The 18,971-nt window shown below is 74.8% G+C and carries 23 protein-coding genes; 7 read left to right on the top strand and 16 right to left on the bottom strand.

Annotation, left to right across the window (positions count from 1 at the left end; genetic code table 11):
• The first annotated feature begins 27 nt into the window (after positions 1-27).
• Positions 28-1,032 carry an arsenic resistance protein gene (locus AYX06_RS09155; protein ID WP_186815682.1) on the top strand — a complete coding sequence of 335 codons (1,005 nt, stop codon included), beginning with the start codon at positions 28-30 and terminating at the stop codon, positions 1,030-1,032.
• Here the strand turns inward: AYX06_RS09155 and AYX06_RS09150 are convergent, their stop codons facing one another.
• A complete protein-coding gene (locus AYX06_RS09150) occupies positions 1,033-2,274 on the bottom strand; it encodes a glycosyltransferase (protein ID WP_062735511.1) in 1,242 nt (413 codons plus the stop codon).
• A 142-nt stretch (positions 2,275-2,416) separates the two neighbouring features.
• Between AYX06_RS09150 and AYX06_RS09145 the strand changes: the two genes are divergently transcribed.
• Positions 2,417-3,043, top strand: coding sequence for a TetR/AcrR family transcriptional regulator (locus AYX06_RS09145; RefSeq protein ID WP_062735510.1), 627 nt, complete (start codon positions 2,417-2,419; stop codon positions 3,041-3,043).
• A 10-nt stretch (positions 3,044-3,053) separates the two neighbouring features.
• Here the strand turns inward: AYX06_RS09145 and AYX06_RS09140 are convergent, their stop codons facing one another.
• A complete protein-coding gene (locus tag AYX06_RS09140; RefSeq protein WP_062735509.1) occupies positions 3,054-3,689 on the bottom strand; it encodes a flavodoxin family protein in 636 nt (211 codons plus the stop codon).
• A gap of 164 nt (positions 3,690-3,853) precedes the next feature.
• Here AYX06_RS09140 and AYX06_RS09135 point away from each other — a divergent pair, with 164 nt between their 5' ends.
• Entirely contained in the window at positions 3,854-4,339 is a 486-nt protein-coding gene (locus tag AYX06_RS09135) for a pyridoxamine 5'-phosphate oxidase family protein (protein ID WP_062735508.1), read from the top strand.
• 83 nt (positions 4,340-4,422) lie between these two features.
• Positions 4,423-4,605 (top strand): PspC domain-containing protein, encoded by a 183-nt coding sequence (locus tag AYX06_RS09130; RefSeq protein ID WP_062735507.1) that lies wholly within the window; start codon positions 4,423-4,425, stop codon positions 4,603-4,605.
• A gap of 11 nt (positions 4,606-4,616) precedes the next feature.
• Here AYX06_RS09130 and AYX06_RS09125 read toward each other — a convergent pair whose 3' ends face one another.
• Positions 4,617-5,063, bottom strand: a complete 447-nt coding sequence (locus tag AYX06_RS09125; protein ID WP_062735506.1) for a MarR family winged helix-turn-helix transcriptional regulator — start codon at positions 5,061-5,063, stop codon at positions 4,617-4,619.
• 107 nt (positions 5,064-5,170) lie between these two features.
• Between AYX06_RS09125 and AYX06_RS09120 the strand changes: the two genes are divergently transcribed.
• Complete coding sequence (locus AYX06_RS09120) at positions 5,171-5,866, top strand: maleylpyruvate isomerase family mycothiol-dependent enzyme (RefSeq protein WP_062735505.1); 696 nt, start codon at positions 5,171-5,173, stop codon at positions 5,864-5,866.
• Here AYX06_RS09120 and AYX06_RS09115 read toward each other — a convergent pair.
• The 4 genes from AYX06_RS09115 to AYX06_RS09100 are packed head-to-tail and all read right to left on the bottom strand — an operon-like array spanning position 5,824 to position 8,170.
• On the bottom strand, positions 5,824-6,420 hold the full coding sequence (locus AYX06_RS09115; protein ID WP_062735504.1) for a biotin transporter BioY: 597 nt from the start codon (positions 6,418-6,420) through the stop codon (positions 5,824-5,826). The genes AYX06_RS09120 and AYX06_RS09115 overlap by 43 nt on opposite strands.
• A gap of 30 nt (positions 6,421-6,450) precedes the next feature.
• Positions 6,451-7,080 (bottom strand): energy-coupling factor transporter transmembrane component T family protein, encoded by a 630-nt coding sequence (locus AYX06_RS09110; RefSeq protein WP_062735503.1) that lies wholly within the window; start codon positions 7,078-7,080, stop codon positions 6,451-6,453.
• The gene (locus tag AYX06_RS09105) at positions 7,077-7,847 is read right to left on the bottom strand and encodes an energy-coupling factor ABC transporter ATP-binding protein (protein WP_232319273.1); all 771 of its coding nucleotides are present in this window, start codon (positions 7,845-7,847) and stop codon (positions 7,077-7,079) included. The genes AYX06_RS09110 and AYX06_RS09105 overlap by 4 nt, the downstream gene beginning before the upstream one ends.
• A gap of 8 nt (positions 7,848-7,855) precedes the next feature.
• Positions 7,856-8,170, bottom strand: coding sequence for a CHY zinc finger protein (locus AYX06_RS09100; RefSeq protein ID WP_062736967.1), 315 nt, complete (start codon positions 8,168-8,170; stop codon positions 7,856-7,858).
• Between the two features lie 215 nt (positions 8,171-8,385).
• Between AYX06_RS09100 and AYX06_RS09095 the strand changes: the two genes are divergently transcribed.
• Complete coding sequence (locus AYX06_RS09095; RefSeq protein ID WP_062735502.1) at positions 8,386-9,417, top strand: LCP family protein; 1,032 nt, start codon at positions 8,386-8,388, stop codon at positions 9,415-9,417.
• Between the two features lie 159 nt (positions 9,418-9,576).
• On the opposite strand, the gene AYX06_RS09090 is transcribed toward AYX06_RS09095, so the two are convergent.
• The 6 genes from AYX06_RS09090 to AYX06_RS09065 all read right to left on the bottom strand — a co-directional run bounded on the left by AYX06_RS09090 (position 9,577) and on the right by AYX06_RS09065 (position 15,123).
• Positions 9,577-10,674 (bottom strand): NAD(P)/FAD-dependent oxidoreductase, encoded by a 1,098-nt coding sequence (locus tag AYX06_RS09090; RefSeq protein ID WP_084271535.1) that lies wholly within the window; start codon positions 10,672-10,674, stop codon positions 9,577-9,579.
• A gap of 39 nt (positions 10,675-10,713) precedes the next feature.
• Complete coding sequence (locus AYX06_RS09085; protein WP_047802618.1) at positions 10,714-10,920, bottom strand: hypothetical protein; 207 nt, start codon at positions 10,918-10,920, stop codon at positions 10,714-10,716.
• Between the two features lie 45 nt (positions 10,921-10,965).
• Positions 10,966-11,886: an EamA family transporter gene (locus AYX06_RS09080; RefSeq protein WP_062735501.1), complete on the bottom strand. Its 921-nt coding sequence runs from the start codon at positions 11,884-11,886 to the stop codon at positions 10,966-10,968.
• Between the two features lie 33 nt (positions 11,887-11,919).
• Positions 11,920-12,792, bottom strand: a complete 873-nt coding sequence (locus tag AYX06_RS09075; protein ID WP_062735500.1) for an N-acetylglucosamine kinase — start codon at positions 12,790-12,792, stop codon at positions 11,920-11,922.
• 74 nt (positions 12,793-12,866) lie between these two features.
• Positions 12,867-13,607 (bottom strand): dienelactone hydrolase family protein, encoded by a 741-nt coding sequence (locus tag AYX06_RS09070; protein ID WP_062735499.1) that lies wholly within the window; start codon positions 13,605-13,607, stop codon positions 12,867-12,869.
• Positions 13,608-13,683: 76 nt separating this feature from the next.
• Entirely contained in the window at positions 13,684-15,123 is a 1,440-nt protein-coding gene (locus tag AYX06_RS09065; RefSeq protein WP_062735498.1) for a sodium/glutamate symporter, read from the bottom strand.
• Between the two features lie 125 nt (positions 15,124-15,248).
• On the opposite strand from AYX06_RS09065, the gene AYX06_RS09060 reads away from it, so the two are divergent.
• Positions 15,249-16,313, top strand: a complete 1,065-nt coding sequence (locus AYX06_RS09060; RefSeq protein ID WP_232319272.1) for a DUF368 domain-containing protein — start codon at positions 15,249-15,251, stop codon at positions 16,311-16,313.
• Positions 16,314-16,341: 28 nt separating this feature from the next.
• Here AYX06_RS09060 and AYX06_RS09055 read toward each other — a convergent pair whose 3' ends face one another.
• From AYX06_RS09055 to AYX06_RS09045, 3 genes are all read right to left on the bottom strand, one after another.
• A complete protein-coding gene (locus AYX06_RS09055; RefSeq protein ID WP_062735496.1) occupies positions 16,342-18,006 on the bottom strand; it encodes an NERD domain-containing protein in 1,665 nt (554 codons plus the stop codon).
• A gap of 157 nt (positions 18,007-18,163) precedes the next feature.
• Positions 18,164-18,352, bottom strand: a complete 189-nt coding sequence (locus AYX06_RS09050; RefSeq protein WP_062735495.1) for a CsbD family protein — start codon at positions 18,350-18,352, stop codon at positions 18,164-18,166.
• 114 nt (positions 18,353-18,466) lie between these two features.
• A complete protein-coding gene (locus tag AYX06_RS09045) occupies positions 18,467-18,970 on the bottom strand; it encodes a hypothetical protein (protein ID WP_147017345.1) in 504 nt (167 codons plus the stop codon).
• Position 18,971 lies beyond the last annotated feature (1 nt).

Below are 18,971 nucleotides of genomic sequence, written 5' to 3'. Positions count from 1 at the left end.
CGGACGCGGACACCTAGGCTGGGAGGGGTGAGCTGCACAGCACCCGCCCCGTGGGCCGAACGCCACCAGGTGGCCGTCTACCTGGTGGCCATCGCCGCCGCCTTCCTCGTCGGCTGGGCGGTGCCCGGCGCGCCCGCGCTCGCCCCGGCCGTCACCCCGGTGCTGGGGCTGCTGCTCTTCGCCACGTTCCTGGCCGTCCCGTTCGCCGCGATCGGCCGGGCCTTCGCCGACCTGCGGTTCCTGGCGGCCGTGCTGGTGGTGAACTTCGCCGTCGTGCCGATCGTGGTGCTCGTCCTCTCCCGGGCGGTCGCCGACCACGAGGCCGTGCTGATCGGGGTGCTGCTGGTGCTGCTGGCTCCCTGCGTGGACTACGTCATCGTCTTCACCGGTCTCGCCGGCGGTGCCGCCGACCGGCTGCTGGCCGCCGCCCCGCTGCTGATGCTGGGCCAGATGCTCCTGCTGCCCGCCTGGCTGCTGGTCCTCGCCGGTCCCGAGGCGGTCGCCCTGGTGGAGCTGGGGCCCTTCGTGGAGGCGTTCGTGCTGCTCATCGTCCTGCCCCTCGCGGCGGCCGCGGCGCTGCAGCGGGCGGTGCCGCGCTCCGCCGCGGCACGCCGGGTCGTAACGGCCACGGCCGCGGCGATGATGCCGCTGATGGCGCTGACCCTGTTCACCGTGATCGCCTCGCAGGTGCGCGGGGTGGGGGAGCAGCTGGCCGACCTCGTGACCGTGGTGCCCCTCTACGTCGGCTTCCTCGTGGCCATGGTCCCGCTCGGAGTCCTGGCCGCCCGGGTCGCGGGCCTGGACGTGGCGGCCTCCCGGGCCCTGGTGTTCGGCGGGGTCACCCGCAACTCCCTCGTGGTGCTCCCCCTGGCCCTGGCGCTGCCGGAGCGGCTGGCGCTGACACCGTTCGTCGTCGTCACCCAGACCCTGGTGGAGCTGGTGGGGATGGTGGTCCTCGTCCGGCTGGTCCCCCGCCTGGTGCCGGGCCGCGATCCGCGGCGCAGCGTGGTCCCGCCCGCGCCCGGGGGCTGATCACCGCCGCGGGTCGAGCGCGGCCCAGGTCTCCAGGCGGGTCACGGCCGTGCCCACGCCGTCCTCCGCGCGGATCGCGGCGCCCAGCTGCCGCGCCCGCTCCCGCAGCGACCCGTCCCGCAGGCACCGTTCGAGCGCCTCGACCAGGCGCTCGGTCGTCAGCCGCCTCCGGGGGATGGGGGCGGTGCCGGCCCCGAGCTCGTGGACCCGTGCCGCCCAGAACGGCTGGTCGACCCCGTAGGGAATCGTGACCTGGGGGATGCCCGCGCGCAGTCCCGCCGCCGTGGTCCCGGCCCCCGCATGGTGCACCACGGCCGCCGCCCGCGGCAGCAGGAGGTCGTGCGGGACGGCGGTGCGCACCAGGAACCCCGGGCCGGGGTCGTCGCCGGCGAGTCCGCCCCATCCGGTCAGCAGCACGCCGCGGGAGCCCGTGGCGCGCAGGGCGGCGGTGACCGTCCGCGACGCCCGGCGGGCGTCGGTGCTGGACATGCTCCCGAAGCCGACCACCACCGGGGGCGGCCCGTCGGCCAGGAACGCCTCGAGCTCGGGGTCGAGGGCGGCCCCCGGGTCGTCGAGGAACCAGTAGCCGGTCAGTACGTGACCGGGCGGCCAGTCGGAGGGCTGGGGGAGCACCTGCGGGCTGATGCCGTACAGGGCGCCCGTCTCCGGCCGGGCGGCGGGGCGCTCCGCGAGTCCCGCGGCCGTCCGGGCGGCACGCTCCGCCGGACGCGTGGGGGCGGCCGCCGCCAGGGCGGTGATCCGGTGGGCCAGGCGGTTGCCGGCCCGCCCCGACCACCGGGGCACGTGCGGGGCCAGGACCCCGGGGAACGCGCCCGTGGCCGGGCCCAGCGGATGCAGGTGCGCCGGGAGGAACCGTGCCCCGATCCGGTCGGCGACCGCGCGGGCGATGGGGGCACCCCCGATGCCCGCCAGGACCACGCCGGCCTCCGGGGCGGCCTCCAGGAGCGCGGCGGTCCGCACGGCGGCCTGGCGGCTCACCTCATCCTGCATCCCGCGCGGCACCAGACCGCGCATCCCCTCACTGGACGGCAGGCGCGCGGCGGCCTCCTGCATGCTCCCGGGCAGGGCGACGGCCGGGACGCCGTGCTGCTCCGGGAGCCAGGTGAGATCCTCGGGCGCCGCGACGACGGTGGGGTGGCCCCGGGCCCGCAGGCCCGCGGCGAGCGCGGTGTAGGGCTGGACACCACCGCGGGTGTCGACGGCGACGATGAGCACGTCCATGGGCACCTCCCTTAATGCAACATATTGTTGCATTAAGGGAGGTGCCTCGCCCAGGGGCCCGGGGCCGCCGGTGCGGGCTCCCGGTGCGAGCTCCCGGTGCGGCCGGCACCCGTAGGCGGCCGCGGCGGGCGACAATGAGGGCATGTCCGCCACCGGCTCCACCCCCGAGCCCCGCCCGGCACGGTCTCCCGGCCGGGTGGGACGGCCCGCCGTGCCCATCGACGGCGTGGTGCTGGCCGCCACGCTCGAGGAGCTGGCCGTGTCGGGACCGCACGCGCTGAGCGTCGACCGGGTCGCGCGGCGGGCGGGCGTCCACCGGACCTCCGTGTACCGGCGCTGGCCGGACCGCGGGTCGCTCGTCGTCGCAGCCCTGGAGCACCAGCTGGACGCCCTCGGGGCGCCGGCGGACACGGGCCGGCTGCGCACCGACCTGGCCTCCGTGCTCGGGCCGCTGGCGCGGCACCTGGCCACCCCCGGCGGCCGGGCCCTGCTGCTCGTGGCCCTGGCGGACGGGGTCTCCCACGAGGTGGAGGCGGTCGTCGCCCGGCGGCTGGCCGCCACGGAGCAGCCGCTGGACGCCCTGGTCCGCCGGGCCCGGGACCGCGGGGAGTGGGGGCCGGGGGTCACCGCCGCCGAGGTGGCGGACGCCCTGGTGGGCGCGGCGCTGCACCGGGTCGTGATGCTGCGCCGGCCCGTGACGGACGAGTGGGTCGATGCCGTGTGCGGCCTGCTGGCACGGGGTGCGGCGGCCGGGCCCGCCGGCGGCTGAGGCCGGGCGGCTACCGGCCGGAGCGGCCGCTGCCGCCGTCGTCCGCCGGGTAGGGCTCGGCGCGCAGCAGGCGCGCGAGGTGGGCGGCGTTGCGGGCGGCCCCAGCCGTGGTGGCCGCCACCTTCTCCGGCACCTCGTCCAGGTCCTGGTAGTCCACGGTGTGCATGGCCTCGCCCACCCAGTACGTCCCGGCCTGGGCCGGGACGGTGAAGCCGACGTCGCTGAGGGCCTGAGCCATGTCCGCGATCGTCTTGTGCGCGCCGTCCTCGTTGCCGACCACGGCCACGATCGCGGTCTTGTCGTACATGATCGGCCGGCCGGCCTCGTCGGTTTCGGCGAGGTCGGCGTCGAGGCGCTCGATCACCCGCTGGGCGACGCTGCAGGGGTGGCCCATCCAGATGGGGGTCGCCAGCACCAGGATGTCCGCGTCCAGGACCTGCTGCCGCAGGGCGGGCCAGGCGTCCCCGGCGCCCATGTCCACCTGGACGCCCGGGCGCACGTCGTGGTCGACCACCCGCACGGAGGAGGTGGCCACCCCGTGCCGCTCGAGCGCCTCCAGCACGTGGCGCGCCATCAGCTCGCTGCTGGACGGCGCCGGAGACGGGGTCAGGGTGCAGACGAGGGCGACGGCGGAGAGCTGGGGCATGGGAGGGTCCTTCCGGGCGGGTGCGGGCGTCGGCGCGGTCTCCCGGCCCAACCTACTCCGTCGCTCCCCGCCGGGGCCCGCCCCCTCGTGCGATCCGCCCGTGGTTCGTAGACTGGCCGTTCGCGCCGCGGAACCGCGGTGATCGACGAGAGAAGGGCATCCCCATGACCGATCAGCACGACGGCGCCGCCAAGGTGCGCGAGCTCATCCGGAAGACCCGCATCGCCATGCTCACCCACGCCGACGAGCACGGCAACCTCATCTCCAAGCCGATGGCCACGCAGGACGTGGACTTCGACGGCACCGTGTACTTCATCGCCGAGCGCACCTCGGACCAGGTGCAGGACCTCCAGCAGCGGCCCTCCGTCAACGTCGCCTACGCCGGGGAGGGCGCCTGGGTCTCGCTCACCGGGACCGCGCTGGTGCTCAACGACGTGGACAAGCTCAAGGAGCTGTGGGACAGCTTCACCGGCTCGTGGCTGGAGGGCGGGCCCGAGAACCCGGACAACGTCCTCATCGAGGTCACCGGCCGCTCCGCCGAGTACTGGGACACCCCCGGCGGGGGCAAGGTCACCCAGGTGGCCAACCTGGTCAAGGCCAAGGTCGCCGGGGACACCATCAAGGGCGACAAGGGCGTCGTCGACCTCTGACGCCTCCGCCGCCCGCTCCGCCCGGCCCGGAACGGTCGGTTCCGGCCCGGGCGTGTCCGGCGGTCCGCGCGTACAATCCGGGCATGACTACCACACTGGTCCGTCCTCGCAACGGCAAGCTCCTCGCCGGCGTCTGCGCGGCGCTGGCGAACCGCTTCGGTCTGCCGAAGTTCCTGGTGCGCCTCGGCTTCATCGTCTTCGGCCTCGTGGGCGTGGGCGAGCTGGTCTACATCGCGCTGTGGATCATCATTCCCAAGGAGGCGTGACCGCGGCACCGCTATGACGTCGGCGCCCCGTACGGGTCGGTGATCGTCCGGAGCTCGGTCAGTGCGTCGCGCAGCCGGGTCATCTGCTCCGGTCCGAGGTGCGCCGTCCACTCCGCCTCGATCCTGGCCTCCTCCGCCCGCGCGATCGGCACGAGGTCGGCGCCGCGGCCGGAGATGCGCACCAGGCGCGCTCGCCCGTCGCGGGGATCGGGCGTCCGCGCCACGTAACCCGCCCGCTCCAGGTGGTCCACGAGCACCGTGGCTGTCTGCTTGGTCACCTGTGCCTGCTCCGCCAGTTCGGACAGGCGTGTCCCGTCCGGGCCGATGCGGGCGAGGATGCGCGCCTGCGGCACCGTAAGGTCCTCGAAGCCCGCGCGGCGCACCGCGTCGATGATGCGGTTCTCCGCCGAGCGGTACGCGATGAACATGAGTGCACCGATGTGCAGCCGATCCGCCATGCCACCCCTTCATCTAGTTCTATCAACGAACTATACTGGGTGCATTCCACCCGTCACAGGACCGGGCAGCGTCTCCGGACACGGACCCCGGACGAGGGGGCAGCACCATGGACGACGACGAACTCTGGGCCGTGATCGATCGGCAACGCCGCCGCACGGCGGAGATGCTCGACGGGCTGTCGGAGGAACAGTGGAAGCACCCGTCCCTGTGCGAGGGCTGGACGGTGCGGGATGTGGCCGCCCACCTCACCCTGCAACAGATGGGGCTCGGGGCGGCGATCCTGTCCGTGCTCCGGCACCCGGGCGGACTGAACCGCACGATTCGCGAGGCGGCCCGTAGCCGCGCCCTGCTGCCGCCGGAGCGGCTGGTGGCCCAGCTCCGGGCCACGGTGGGGTCCCGCCGGCACAACGTGGGCCTGACCGCTCTCGAGACCCTGGTGGACATCCTGGTGCACGGGCAGGACATCGCCGTGCCCCTGGGGCTCGACCTCGAGGTGGCCCCGGAGGCGGCCGCTGTGGCGGCCGACCGGGTGTGGTCCCACAGGGGCCGGGCCAGGGGGAGGGTCTTCGCTGACCTCCCGCTCGGGGGTCACCGCTTCACGGCCACGGACGTCGCCTGGTCCGTGGGTGAGGGTCCGGAGGCGCGGGGGCCGATCGTCGCGCTGCTCCTGCTGCTCACGGGTCGCCGCGCAGGCCTGTCCCGGCTGTCGGGAGACGGCGCGGAGTCGCTGCGCCGGAGGCTCGCCCCACCTGAGGGCGCTCACCGCGCCGCGGCCGACACGCCGCCGAGGAGGCGGCGGTAGCTGCGGTGGACGTTGAGGGCCACGGCGGTGGCCACGACGGCCTTGAGCAGGTCGCCGGGGACGAACACGAGCGAGCCCAGCAGGGACGTGGACAGCGGCAGCCCGGCGACCACGGCCGTCCACGGCACCCCGAAGGCGTAGACCACGCCGATGCCGCCCACGACCGTGCTGAGCAGGACGGCGGCGAAACGGGCCGCGGGACGGGCCTGCCGCAGCGCCCAGTGCTGCACCAGGAAGCCGATGACCAGGGCGGCCGGGATCCAGCCGAGCACGTAGCCGCCGGTCGGCCCCAGGAACACCCCGAGCCCGCCCCGGCCGCCGGCCAGCAGCGGCAGCCCGGCGAGCACGAGGACCTCCAGCACGACCACGGAGAGCATGCCCCGGACCGGGCCGAGCAGCGCGCCGGCGAGCATCACGCCGAGGGTCTGCAGGGTGATGGGCACGGGGATGATGCCCACGGTGATCGGCGGCACCAGGCCCAGGGCGGCGATCAGGGCGGCGAAGACCGCCACGAGGACGGTGTTCTGGGTGGTCTGCGGGTTCTCGGCGGCCATGGGGATCCTTCGGGTGGGCGGGACGGGAGGTCAGTCGGACACGGGAGGAGCGGGGCGCGGGCCCGGCGGGGCGGAGTCGTAGCACCGGGCGTCGATCGCGGCGGAGATCTCCTGGGCGGACTCCAGGGTGCGCACCAGCAGGGGCACCAGCACGGCGACCGGGCGGTGGTGCAGGCCGCGGGCGAACTGCGCCTCGCGGATCGCGAGGTACTGGGTGCGGATCTCGGGGATGAACCGGATCGTCATGGACAGGGCCAGGCTGATCTGGGCCGGGTTCAGGCCCAGGTGCCGGGCCGGGCGCAGCAGGGTCTCGAACAGGGCCAGCATCTCGCTGAACGCGGTGCTCAGGGTGACGGCGTAGGCGAGGAAGCAGAGGCTGAGCAGCCGCAGGGCCGAGACCGCGGCGGCCTCCCAGCCGGTGGTCAGCACCAGGGTGACGGCGACGATCCCCACGACGAGGAACAGCCCGGCCAGCATGCGCGCCAGCCGCGGCAGCGGGGTGCGGGTCAGCAGCACCGCCGCCACCGCGAGGACGAAGAAGCCGATCTGCGCCGGGAGCCCGGGCACCGCGTACAGGGCGATGCTGGCGAGGAAGAGCACCGCGAACTTGGGTCCGGCCGGGACCGCGGCCAGGGGCCCGGCGGGGCGGGCGCCGGTCACGAGTCGCTGATCCGGCAGTAGAACTCGAGCGCCCGGCCGGGGTCGCCGTCGAAGGCGATGCGGCCCTCGTGGACCACGAGGACGCGGTCGTAGGCCTCGACCATGTCCAGGTCGTGGGTCACCACGATCGCCCGCTGGTCCAGGCCGTCGATCGTGGCCTGGAGCCGGCGGCGGTTGCGCCGGTCGAGCATGGTGGTGGGCTCGTCGAAGACGACGGTGGAGGGCTCCATCACCAGCACCGCGGCCAGGGCGACCATCTGCTTCTCCCCGCCGGAGAGCGTGTAGGACTCCCGGTCGCGCAGGTGGGCGATGTCCAGGTGCTGCAGGACCGCCTCCACCCGGTCGGTGAGCTCGGCACCGCGCAGCCCGAGGTTCTGCACGCCGAAGGCGATGTCCTCGGCCACCAGGGGCATCACGATCTGGTTCTCCGGGTGCTGGAACACGAACCCCACCTGGCGCCGGATCCGTTTGGCGTCCCGGGCGGTGGTCAGCCCGCCCACCTGCACCGTGCCGCGGGTGGGCAGCACCAGCGCGTTGAGCAGGCGCACGAGGGTGCTCTTGCCGGAGCCGTTGAGCCCGATCACGGCGATCCGGTGCTCGTCCAGGGTCAGGTCCACGTCCCGGAGGATGTCCCGGCCCTCCCGGGTGACGGTGACGTCCGTGAGCCGCAGCCCCGGATTGGGGCCGGAGGGGCCCGGGGGCACGGAGCGCTCTCCCCGGCGGCGCGGGCGGCCGGGGGCGGAGAAGGCGGGGCGGGGGATCGGCACGGTCCGGGTCAGTCCTCGAAGTACAGGGAGGCGTGCAGACGGCATCCCGGGTTGAAGCGCGCGCTGCAGCGCGGGCAGCCGTCCGCGTCCCGGTACTCGCGCACGGTCAGCTCGTGGGCGCAGACCCCGCAGAGGACGGCGGCGGCGTCGCGCTCGGCGGCCGGCCACGGCACCGCGGCGTGCCCCGCGCTCTCCGCGTGGCAGAAGTGGCAGGGGTAGTACTCCTGGCAGCACCAGAAGCGGATCGCGACGACGTCCAGCACCGTGCGGTAGTGGGTGCACCTCGTCTGGTCGTCGACCGTGCTCCCCAGGACTCTCGGCATGGCCACCTCTTCTCCTCGGTCCGGGACGCGCTCGTCCGTGCCGGCCGGCTCGGACGCCGATGTCATTATCCCTGCTCCCGTCCGGAGGGACCGTCCGGCGGGACCGTCCCGGTGCGTCCAGCCCGCGCCCAGAGGGCTGGCCTACAGTTCGGGGCTGACATCCGGAGGCCGCGTGGTGCGCCCCCACGGAATGCCCGAGACGACGCAGGAGCCGCATGCCGACCTTCCCCCGTTCCCAGTCCGTCGCCCTCGCGCCGCAGCACAGATGGCGGCCGGTCGTGGCGCTCGCCGCCGTGCTCGTCCTGCTGGTGGTGGCCACGGTCTCGGCCACGGCGGTGCGCTTCGCCCGGCTGGCCGGGAACATCGACACGGTGGACCTGGTGCGGGAGGACGTGGCCGCGGCCGGCGGGGGAGGGGTCAACCTCCTCGTCGTCGGCTCGGACGCCCGGGACGAGGATCCGCGGATGGGGGACCGGGCGGACTCCATGGTCCTGGTCCACCTGAGCGAGGACCGCTCCCGGATCGACGCGGTGCAGATCCCGCGCGACACCGTGCTGGACCTGCCCGCCTGCACCGAGGACCTCGGCTACGCGTTCTCCGGCTACTACGGCATGATCAACGGGGCGCTGGGCGCGGGCCCGGGGTGCCTCGTGTCGGCGGTGGAGGCGCTGAGCGGAGTGCGGCTCGACCACTTCCTCGAGCTGCGCTTCGAGGGCTTCTCCCGCGTCGTCGACGCGCTGGACGGCCTGCCCGTGGATCTGCCCGAGGCCATGGTCGACCCGAAGGCGGAGCTGGACCTGCCGGCCGGTGAGCAGGTGCTCGACGGGCAGCAGGCCCTGGCGTGGGCGCGGACGCGGGACAGTTTCCCGGACGGCAGCGACATCGGGCGGATGGGCAACCAGCAGACGGTGATGTACACGATCGTGGACCGGGTCAAGGAGCGGAAGCTGGTCACGCATCCCGGCCGGGCGTATTCCTTCGCGGACGCCGTGACGTCCTCGGTGCGCGCCGACGCCGACCTTTCCGAGCTGCGGACCCTTGCCCGGCTCGGCGCCGGGCTGGCGCGCGTTCCGCGGGAGAACATCAGCATCGCGACGATGCCGTGGCAACCGGATCTCCACGACCCCAACCGTGTCGTGCCCTCGGCCGCGGCGGAGGAGCTCTTCGTCGCCCTGGCCCGCGACGAACCGGCTCCGAGCCCCGTTGAACCGGACCCGGTGACCGGGGCGTCCGGCGCGGTCTCGTGAGGTCGGCGGCGCCCTCCGGGACCGGGTCCTCCTCGGGGCCGGCCCCGGGGGGCCGGGGCCTCGACGACCGGACGGTTCCTCGCGGCCGCACGGTTCGGCGGCCGCCGCCGGGCGGTGCCGCCACGGCAGGTCCGTCACCGCGGGAGGACCGGCCGGAACTCAGCCGGTGGAACGGCCCAGCCGCTGCGCGTGGTGCAGGTCCCCGGGAACCGTTCCGCTCAGGGCGGTCTCGGCCAGGGCCTCGCCGAGCGCGGGGGCCTGCTTGAACAGGTTGTGCCCGGCCAGGGCCGTGAGCCCGTCCTCGGACCACACGCCCACTCCGTCGTCGCCCCAGGGCAGGCGGGTGACCCAGCAGTGCACATGGTCCACCGGGGACGGGTCGAGCCCGGGCAGGGCCCGCCGCACGTAGCCGACCGTGCGCTCGGCGAACGCGGCGAGCTGCCCGGGGTCGGCCAGGCTGCCGTCCGCGCGGGCGTCCGTGTCGGCGCTGAGGCCCACGGAGTAGTGCCGGCCGTCCGGGTACGGTGCGGCGTAGACCCCCGTCTCCCCGAACGCGCCGCTGCCGTCCTGGAACGTGGGCAGCCCGGCCGGCCCCGGCGGGTCCGCCACGGCGAAGGTCAGGCGGACGTGGGCGCCCAGGGCGACCGGCAGCCGCAGACCGGCCCCGAGCGCCAGCGGGGCGGTGCCCCGGCCCGCGCACAGGACCACGTGGTCGTGGTCCTCGCAGGTGGTGCCGGTGCGCACCTCCACCCGGCCGGAGCCGGTGCGCCGCACCGAGAGCACGTGCTCTCGCAGCATCGACTCCCGCAGCCGGTCCGTCAGGGCGCCGACGGCGGCCAGGGTGCGGATCGCCCCGCCCTCGACGTCGAGCATGGCCGGCCCGTCCCAGGCGGCCAGCAGCGGCAGCCGCTCGCGCAGCTCCGCGGGCTCGAGCCGGCGGACGGGGATGTCCGGGAAGGGCTCCAGGGTGCGCAGCTTCTCCGCCACGCCGTCCCCGATGGCCACGGCCCCGTCCGGGGAGACCAGCTCCACCCCGAACTCCTGCTCCCACGCCCGCCACAGAGCCCGGCTGCGGGCGACCAGCGCCACCAGCCGGGGGTCGTCGTGGGCGTGCCGGAAGATCCGGGACTGCCCGGCGGACTGGCCGCCGCCGGGCGGGCCGGACTCGTAGAGGGTGACGTCGACGCCGCGGGCCCGCAGGGCGTGGGCGGTGGCGAGGCCGACGATGCCCGCGCCCACCACGGCCACCCGGCTCATCGTGGCCCTCCGGGGGTGCTCAGGTGCCGTCGCGTGGGCTCAGCCGTCCTGCGCGGGATCGGTGCTCTCCCCGAGGATGTCGTCGAAGGCCTCGCGCACGGCCTGCCGGGTGGCCAGGCGCACGCTCGCGGCGCCCTGCTTGTCCGCGGTGTCCGCGTCGGCGATGTTCTGGCGTTCCTCGCGCTCCTGCTCCAGGGCGTGGTCGCGGGCGGAGCGGATGCGGTCCATGATCTCGTTGGCTTCCATGGCCCCATCCCATCACGGGAACCCCCCATTTGCACAGGGGGCTGATCATTCGGCGCGCGACCGGACCAGCTCGACGGGCCCGGTCTCCGCGGGGGCCTCGGGTGATCCGCTGCCCACCATGACCACGGCGCTGGCCGCCACGACCAGGCCCATGCCCAGCAGCTGCAGGGTGGTGAGCCCCTGGCTCAGCACCAGCAGTCCCACCAGCGCCGCGACGGCGGGCTCCAGGCTGAGCAGGATCCCGAAGACCTTCGGCGGGATGGAGCGCAGCGCCAGGAGCTCGAGCGAGTAGGGCACCACCGAGGACAGCAGGGCGATCCCCACCCCGCCGGCGAGCACGCCCCAGGTCAGGGCCGGGGCGTGGGCGGTGGCGACGCCCACGGGGGTGACCAGCACCGCGGCCACGACCAGCGCCACGGCCAGCCCGTCCAGCTGGTCGAAGTGCCGGCCCGCGGAGCGGCTGCCCAGGATGTAGGCCGCCCAGCCCACCCCGGCCAGCGCCGCCCAGGCGATGCCCACGAGGTCGAGCTCCGCCCACGGCACCGTGAGCGCCTGGGAGATCAGCACGACCCCGGCCAGCGCCGCGAGCACGGCGAGCACGTCCCGGGCGCGGCGGGAGAGCACCGCCGAGAGCGTGAGCGGGCCCAGGAACTCCACGGTCACGGCCACCCCCAGCGGCAGCGTGGCCAGGGACTGGTAGAACGCGAAGTTCATCCCGGCCAGCGCGGCCCCGAACAGCAGTCCGGCGCGCCAGGCCTCGCGGCTGCGGCCGCGCAGCCGCGGCCGGATGACGAGCAGCATGATCACGGCGCTGAGGAGCAGGCGCATCGTCACCGTGGCGGAGGCGCCGATCAGCGGGACGAGCACCGCGGCGAGGGCGCCGCCGAACTGGACGGAGACGACGGCCGCCAGCACGTAGGCGGTCGGGCGCAGCCCGGGGCGGCGGGCGGGGGCGAGGGTGGTCACCCGTTCAGGGTAGGGCCCCGCCGCCGTCCCCGCTCACGATCGGTCCGCCAGGCGCAGCGCGCCGTGCACGGGCGCGCGGTCGAGCACCCGCACCTCTCCGAGCCCGCGCCGCGCGGCGGCCTCCCGGAGGCGCTCCCGCAGCAGCGGCTGGTGCACCGCGAGGCCGCCGCCGACCACCACCGGCCCGCTCAGCGCCAGGCGCCGGGACACGGTCGCGGCGAGCTCCGCCAGGGCGTCCGCGGTGCGGTCCACCAGCCGCATCGCGTCCTCGTCCTGCTCGGCCGCGGCGAACGCCACCCGGGAGAGGTCCGCCCAGAACCCGCGCTCGGGGAGCGTGTGGAAGCGTTCGATGAGCCCGCCGGGCTCGGCGAGGCCGCAGCGGTCGAGGACCGCCCGGTCCAGGGCGTCGGGGACCCGCCCGTCGTCGTGCCGGGCGAGCGCGCGGCGCACCAGCTCCCGGCCCATCCAGTAGCCGCTGCCCTCGTCGCCGAGCAGGTGGCCCCAGCCCCCGGCGCGGGCCTCCCGCCCGTCGGGTGCGGTCCCCCACGCGGCGGAGCCCGTGCCGGCGATGACCGCGATCCCCGTGCGGCAGCCCCCGGCGGCCAGCACGAGCCGGGTGTCGTGCACCACGACGACGCGGGCCCGGCCCGCGTGCGGGGCGATCAGCCCGCGCAGCGCCTCCGCGTCGGCCGCGGTGTCCACCCCGCCGGCGCCCGCCACCACGACGTCCGCGGCCGCGGCCCCCAGCTCGGCGAGGACCTGCGCCAGGACGGAGGCCGCCGCGTCACGGCTGACGTTCTGCACGTTCGCGCTGCCGCCGAACGCCTCCTGCGCCACCGTGCCGCCCTCGGCGCGCAGGCCGTGGGTCTTGGTGCCGCCGATGTCCAGGCCGATGAGGATGCTCATGGACCCATCCTGCCGGTCCCGCCCCCCGGACGAGGAGTTCCTGCTCGACGCCGCCGGGTCGTTGCGCCACCGGATCACGGGGGCGCCGGGGCGTCCTCCCGCAGGTGCCGGTCGAAGAAGGCGGCGATCCGCCGCCGGGCGTCCTGGGTGGCGGGGTCGTCGTAGGCGGTGCGGCTGAACCGGCCCAGGACCCGCAGCAGGGGAGTGAGGTCGGCGGGGTCGTGGTCGTTCATGAAGCCATGGCCTACCCCGGGGTAGATCCTGATGTCGTGCTCCACCCCGGTCTCGGTGAGGATGCCCTCCAGCCGGCGCCCGGCGTCCGCGCCCAGGGGCGAGCCGTCCGCGCCGCCGTAGCTGCCCACGATCGGGCAGGCCCGCGGCAGCCACTCCTCCGCTCCCTCGGGACAGCCGCCGTAGTTCGTGCTGGAGACCGCGAAGCCGTGCTCCGCGGCCAGCGCGAGGGCGTAGCCGCCGCCCATGCAGAAGCCGATGACGCCGATCCGCCCGGTGCAGTCGGGGCGGGCGGCGAGCCAGGAGCGGGCCGCCTCCACGTCGTCGAACGTGCGCCCGCGCCGGGCGCCGATGTCCTTCAGCACCGTGCGCAGGCAGCGCAGCCGGCCGCCCCAGTGGAAGAGGTCGGGGGCCACGGCGAGGAAGCCCTCCTGCGCCAGCCAGTCCGCCTGGTGGCGCAGGTCCTGGCTCATCCCGGTGAAGTCGTGCACCACGACCACCCCGGGCCAGGGCGGCGGCGTGGCGGGCACCGCCACGTGGGCGGGCATCTGTCCGTGGTCGGTGGCGAGCAGCGCGGTGGTCATGGCCGGATCCCCTCGACGGGCGGTGGAGCACGAGTCTGCCACCCCTCCGGGGGCCCTGCCACGGACCGGGGCCGGGTTACGCCCGGACGGCCGGCGGGCGGGCCTCCCCGCGGGCCACGAGCCGACGGCGGTGGGCGATGCCGCCGCCGAGGGCGGCCACGAACACCACCGACATGACCACGAGTAGCGGCCACGGGCCGAACTGGTAGATCAGCGGCACCGAGGCGGCCGTGACCAGGCCGCCGCCGAAGAACGGCTCGAAGAACAGCTGCTTGTAGCCGAAGGCCTCCATGGCCGGGCTCTCGTCGTGCGGGTCGGCGATGCGCATGAGGATCAGGCCGGTGGCCGTCACGCCCATGGACTGCCCGAAGTCCCCGATGCCGCGTTCGAGCCAGTAGTCGGGAATGACCTTGGGCACGAAGTAGAGCAGGAAGGCGGTGCAGAACACGACGCCCGCGAGGGAGAGGACCAGGAAGGCCTCCCAGTTCGCGGCGATCGCGGTCAGGGACAGGGTGGCGATCGCGGCGAGGATCAGGAAGTCGAGGGCGAGGCCCTGGATGCGCAGCATCATCTGGTGGTCCAGCAGATGGCCGATGCCGCGCCGGTCCATGACCAGCTGCACCACCACACCGCCCAGCATGGCCAGGGGGAAGAGCGGCACGAAGGCGAGCAGCTCCACGGTGTCCGCCCACAGGGCCTGCTCGATCCGCTGCAGGGCGGTGAGCATGAGGTAGCCGATGAGGATCGCGATGCCCACGACGGCCACGTGCAGCGTCAGCGGCTCGATGGACGCCGGGCGGGAGGTCATCATGGCCGCGGGGATGTTCTCGTCGCGGCGGTAGAGACCTTTCTGCTCCTCCACGGACTGCTCGACGTCGCCCTGGAACACCCGGGTGCGCCCGGTCCGCACACCCCAGTTGATCACCGCGATGCCGATGACGATCCCGCCCACGAGGCCGATGGTGGCCATGCCCAGGGCCAGGTCCGCGCCGTCGGCGAAGCCCACCTCCTCCATGACGCCGCGCATGCCGGCGGCCGTGCCGTGGCCGCCCTCGAAGCCGATCTCGATGAGCGTCCCGGCCATGGGGGAGATGCCGAACAGCGGGGTGAGCACCAGCACCACCAGCAGCAGCCCCACCACGTACTGCCCGGAGCCGAAGGCCAGGCCCACCGACAGCTGCGGGCCCGCGAGCTTGGCCACGCGCCGTGGCCCGGGGATCGTGGCGCCGAGGAAGAGGGTCGCGAAGACCACGCTGATCAGCAGGCCGGGCAGCGCGGACCAGACCTCGAGGATCTCCGGGGTGAACAGCCCGCCGTCCGCGAGCCAGCCGACGCCCGCCGCCTCCCCGACCCGGCCGAGCACCTGGGGGCCCGCCAGCAGGGCGAGGAAGCCCACGATGATGGAGCTGGGCAGGAAGATCTTCTGGATCCACCGCACCTTGACCCGCAACCACTTCCCCACCAGGAAGAGCGCGGCGAGCAGGACGAGGGCGAAACCGACGTGGTCGGGACTCATGGGAGGGCTCCTGGGTCGGGGGCACGAAGGGTCGGGCCAGTCTACGGGCGGCCCCGCCGCGGCATGCCCGGCCGGTGCCGGTAGCCTGGCAAGCGCCCATGCCGTTCCCTCGCCCAGGAGTCCCCGTGCCCGCTTCCCCCGCCCCGGACCATCCCTCGACGCCCTCCGGCGTCCTCCCCGCCGCGCAGTCCGGGGCCACCTCCGCCGGGGCCGCCTCCGCCGGGGCGCTCGGCGCCGGCGGCCCCGTCCGTCGCAGCCTCCCGGGCAACGTGGTGCGCGGCGCGCTGATCGGGGTGGTCGAGACCGTCCCCGGCGTCAGCGGCGGCACCGTGGCCCTGGTGGTGGGCATCTACGACGAGCTGATCAACTCGGCCGGCCACGTGGTCTCCGCGGGGAAGCGTCTCCTGCTGGGCCCCGACCGCGCCGCCGGGGCGAGGCACCACCTCGCCCGGGTCGAGTGGCGGATCGTGCTCCCCGTGGCGATCGGCATGGTCGCGGCCCTGCTGACCGTGGCCGGGCCGATGAGCCACCTCGTGGAGGAGCACCCGGTCACCATGCGCGCGCTGTTCTTCGGCATGGTCCTGGCCTCCGTCGGCGTGCCCCTGCGCCTGGCGGGCGGGGCCCTGCGCGTCCGGGACGCGGCGGTGGTGGCGGCCGCGACCGTCCTGGCGTTCGTGCTGGTCTCCGTGCCGCCCACCACGGTGGCCCCCGCGCCCCTGCTCGTCGTCCTGGCGGCCATGGTCGCCGTGTCCGCGCTGCTGCTGCCCGGGCTCTCCGGGTCCTTCCTGCTGCTGACCATCGGGCTCTACCAGCCGACCCTGCGGGCCGTGGACGAGCTCGATCTCGGCTACCTGTCCCTGTTCCTCCTGGGCGCCGCCCTCGGCATGGTCGTGATCGTGAAGGGCCTGCAGTGGTTGCTGGACCGCCACCACCGGGTGACCATGCTGGCCCTCACCGGCCTGATGCTCGGCGCCCTGCGCACCCTGTGGCCGTGGCAGCTCGAGGACCGCACCCTGCTCGCCCCCGAGGGGGACTGGTGGCTGCAGCTGCTCGCCGCCGCCGCGGGGTGCGTCGTCGTCCTCGTCCTCCTGGCCGTCGACGCCCGCACCCGGGCGCGCACCGGGCACGGCGCCCAGGAGGAGCTCGCCGGGGTGGAGTCCGGCGTCGAGGACACGGACCGCACGCGGTAGCCGGCCCGTCCCCCGCCCGGCGGGGTGCTCACCCGGCCGGCGGGCGCCATGCCTCACCGGCGTCGAGGGCGGCCAGCAGCTCCGGGCCGGCAGCCTCCTCCACGACCTCCCGCGGGCCGACGACGACGAGCAGCGACCGTGCGCGGGACATGCCCACGTAGACCATGTGCCGGGCACGGGCCATGTCGTGGAACCCGTTGACCGCCAGGACCACGGCCGAGCGCTCGAGGCCCTTGAAGCCCAGGACGTGCCCGTAGAACACGTCCTCCTCCGCGAAGTGCCCGTCCCAGTAGGCCCCGAACCCCTCGGCCTCCACGATCTCCCGCTGCACCGGGTGACGCCTGCCGGTGGTCAGCAGGGCGATCCGGCCCGGGTCCCAGCCCTCGTGCTGGAGGGCGACCACGGCGTCGTCGGCGAGGTCCAGGACCGCCCCCGGCTCGACGTCCACGAACCGCACCGCCGGTCCCTCCGCGTTCCGGCACCGCTGCGCCTCCCAGGCGAGCGGGGCGAAGGCCCGGGCGATGGTCGAGGTGTTGCGCAGGTTGTCGTCCAGCGGGAACGGGTTGAGGTCGATCGGGGCCTGCCCGTCGCGGTCGAAGATCCGCTGGTGCTCGTCGGTGAACACGAACAGCACGCCCTGCTCCGGGTCCTTGAAGCACTGCACGAGCGCCTCCCACCACAGCTCCCCGAAGTCCTGGGCCTCGTCCACGATGATCGCGTCGAACCGGCACTCCTCCGGCTGCTCGGCGGCCAGCTCCCCGAGCCGCCGGGGGAGCCGGCGCTCCCAGTGGTCGGGGTCGTCGTCCTCGCCGGGCTCGGCGCCCCACTCGACGGGCAGCTGATGGAACAGCCCGATGTAGGCCGGGCGCTCCGCGTCCGGCCAGGCCCGGGACATCAGCTGGAAGTACCGCCCGAGACCCCGGGAGTAGCACACCAGAGCGGTGCGGAACCCGTCGCGGGTCAGCCGGCGGGCCTTCAGCATCGCCAGGTGGGTCTTGCCGGAGCCGGCACCCCCGGTGATCTGGGCCCGGTGCTGCCAGCGCAGCAGGGACAGGGTCCGCTCCTGGTCGCGGGTGAGCTGGTTGCCGGAGTCCTCCAGCTCCCGCGCCAGCTCCTGCACGTTGCGCAGGGACAGGTGCGTGCGGCGCAGGTTCTTCACGACCAGCTCCACGGTGGCCCGGTCGGGCGGGCTGTAGGCCTGCGTGCTGCGGCGCAGCACCTGGCGCAGCCGTTCGGCGACGCCGTCCAGGTCGGTGCTGTCGAGCAGCCGGTCGCGCGGGGCGTCGGGGGCGTCCCAGCCCTGGGGCAGGCGGGTGTAGGACAGCGCCGCGAAGAAGGTGGTGCGGCCGGGCCCGCGGGACAGCCGAGGCTTGAGGTACTCCAGGAGGGCGTGCATCCCGGATCGGGCCTGGTCCAGCGGCGAGCGCCTCAGCCGGTGCGATCCGTCCCTGCCGGACTGGTGCCACTGCCCGTCGCGCAGCGCGACCTGTCCGCCCTTGACCTCGATCACCGCGTTGCCCACCCCGGGCCAGAGCACGAGCAGGTCGAGCTCCGCATCGACGTCACCGGTGATGCGCTGGCCGGAGATCAGGACCGCGTCCGCCGGCAGCTGCGCCCGCAGGGCGCGCCAGACGCACTGCTCCGCCTCGAAGCCGGGCGGGAACTCGGGGCACTCCGGAATGGTCTGCGGCATGGCCCCAGGCTAGCCATGCTGTGCTCCTGCAACCGGGAGTCGGCGTGTGCCCGCGCGCCGGGGCCGGGCGGGGCGCACGAGCAGGACACGGCGGAGGGCCCCGGCGTCGCGCACGACGCCGGGGCCCTCCTGGTGGTTCGACGGCTGAACCGTGGTGCTAGATGCCGTCCTTGAAGTTCTTGCCCGCGTCCTTGACGTTCTCGCCGGCCTGCTTGGCGCTGCCGGACAGCTTGTCCGCCTGGCCCTCGGCCTGGAGGTCGCGGTTGTCGGTGGCGTCGCCGACCTTTTCCTTCGCAGCACCGCCCGCCTTTTCCGCGGCGTTGCTGATCTTGTCTCCGAGTCCCATGGAATCTCCCTCCGGTCGGTGAACAGGTGCCCCCAGCCTAGACCCCTCAGCATGCTGAAGGAACAGCATCCGGGGGTGACGGGCCGGTTGTTCCCGCACGGCGAACGGCCCGGGTCAGCGCTCGGGCACCTCGAGGCCGGCCTCGGTCAGGCGCTGCCGCAGCCAGCCGGGGATCCTCCGGTCCATCCTCCGGTAGCGGAGCAGGTGCCGCCGCCAGTCCTCGGCCGCGACCGGGTGCGGGGCGTGCGCCGGGAGACGCGGCTCGTCGGTGTAGTTGAGCACCAGCTCCACCCCGGGCCGGTCCCAGCGCCGTTCGGAGACCGTGACGAGCAGGGTGGCCGAGAGCCAGGAACCGTCGACGAGGTCGGCGTAGTCGTCCTGGAGGGCACGGACCAGCCGTTGCGGGGCGCCGCGCCGCCCGGCGGCGTCCACGGGGTGGCAGGACGTGGTGCCGCCGCGGACCTCCCGCACCTGCAGGCGCAGGTCCCGGCCCACGCTGAGGACGTCCAGCACCAGGGCGTCCCACCCCGGGTCCGCGCCGTGGGTGCGTGTGAGCCAGCGGGCCAGCCGGTCGATGGTCTTCCGCTGCCGGGGGCTCTGGAGTCTGTCGGTCCGCACG

Origin of the sequence: Kocuria turfanensis (assembly GCF_001580365.1) — a bacterium.
GTDB classification, from domain to species: Bacteria; Actinomycetota; Actinomycetes; order Actinomycetales; family Micrococcaceae; genus Kocuria; species Kocuria turfanensis.
This window is presented reverse-complemented; position numbering and strand designations above follow the sequence as displayed.

What these genes read in the sequence shown, in the direction of transcription:
- AYX06_RS09145 (WP_062735510.1), top strand. Translation starts at nt 2,417, where the DNA reads ATGTCCGCCACCGGCTCCACCCCCGAGCCCCGCCCGGCACGGTCTCCC.
- AYX06_RS09125 (WP_062735506.1), bottom strand. Translation starts at nt 5,063, where the DNA reads ATGGCGGATCGGCTGCACATCGGTGCACTCATGTTCATCGCGTACCGC.
- AYX06_RS09090 (WP_084271535.1), bottom strand. Translation starts at nt 10,674, where the DNA reads ATGAGCCGGGTGGCCGTGGTGGGCGCGGGCATCGTCGGCCTCGCCACC.
- AYX06_RS09055 (WP_062735496.1), bottom strand. Translation starts at nt 18,006, where the DNA reads ATGCCGCAGACCATTCCGGAGTGCCCCGAGTTCCCGCCCGGCTTCGAG.
- AYX06_RS09085 (WP_047802618.1), bottom strand. Translation starts at nt 10,920, where the DNA reads ATGGAAGCCAACGAGATCATGGACCGCATCCGCTCCGCCCGCGACCAC.
- AYX06_RS09100 (WP_062736967.1), bottom strand. Translation starts at nt 8,170, where the DNA reads ATGCCGAGAGTCCTGGGGAGCACGGTCGACGACCAGACGAGGTGCACC.
- AYX06_RS09140 (WP_062735509.1), bottom strand. Translation starts at nt 3,689, where the DNA reads ATGCCCCAGCTCTCCGCCGTCGCCCTCGTCTGCACCCTGACCCCGTCT.
- AYX06_RS09050 (WP_062735495.1), bottom strand. Translation starts at nt 18,352, where the DNA reads ATGGGACTCGGAGACAAGATCAGCAACGCCGCGGAAAAGGCGGGCGGT.
- AYX06_RS09070 (WP_062735499.1), bottom strand. Translation starts at nt 13,607, where the DNA reads ATGACCACCGCGCTGCTCGCCACCGACCACGGACAGATGCCCGCCCAC.
- AYX06_RS09150 (WP_062735511.1), bottom strand. Translation starts at nt 2,274, where the DNA reads ATGGACGTGCTCATCGTCGCCGTCGACACCCGCGGTGGTGTCCAGCCC.
- AYX06_RS09130 (WP_062735507.1), top strand. Translation starts at nt 4,423, where the DNA reads ATGACTACCACACTGGTCCGTCCTCGCAACGGCAAGCTCCTCGCCGGC.
- AYX06_RS09120 (WP_062735505.1), top strand. Translation starts at nt 5,171, where the DNA reads ATGGACGACGACGAACTCTGGGCCGTGATCGATCGGCAACGCCGCCGC.
- AYX06_RS09095 (WP_062735502.1), top strand. Translation starts at nt 8,386, where the DNA reads ATGCCGACCTTCCCCCGTTCCCAGTCCGTCGCCCTCGCGCCGCAGCAC.
- AYX06_RS09115 (WP_062735504.1), bottom strand. Translation starts at nt 6,420, where the DNA reads ATGGCCGCCGAGAACCCGCAGACCACCCAGAACACCGTCCTCGTGGCG.
- AYX06_RS09065 (WP_062735498.1), bottom strand. Translation starts at nt 15,123, where the DNA reads ATGAGTCCCGACCACGTCGGTTTCGCCCTCGTCCTGCTCGCCGCGCTC.
- AYX06_RS09135 (WP_062735508.1), top strand. Translation starts at nt 3,854, where the DNA reads ATGACCGATCAGCACGACGGCGCCGCCAAGGTGCGCGAGCTCATCCGG.
- AYX06_RS09075 (WP_062735500.1), bottom strand. Translation starts at nt 12,792, where the DNA reads ATGAGCATCCTCATCGGCCTGGACATCGGCGGCACCAAGACCCACGGC.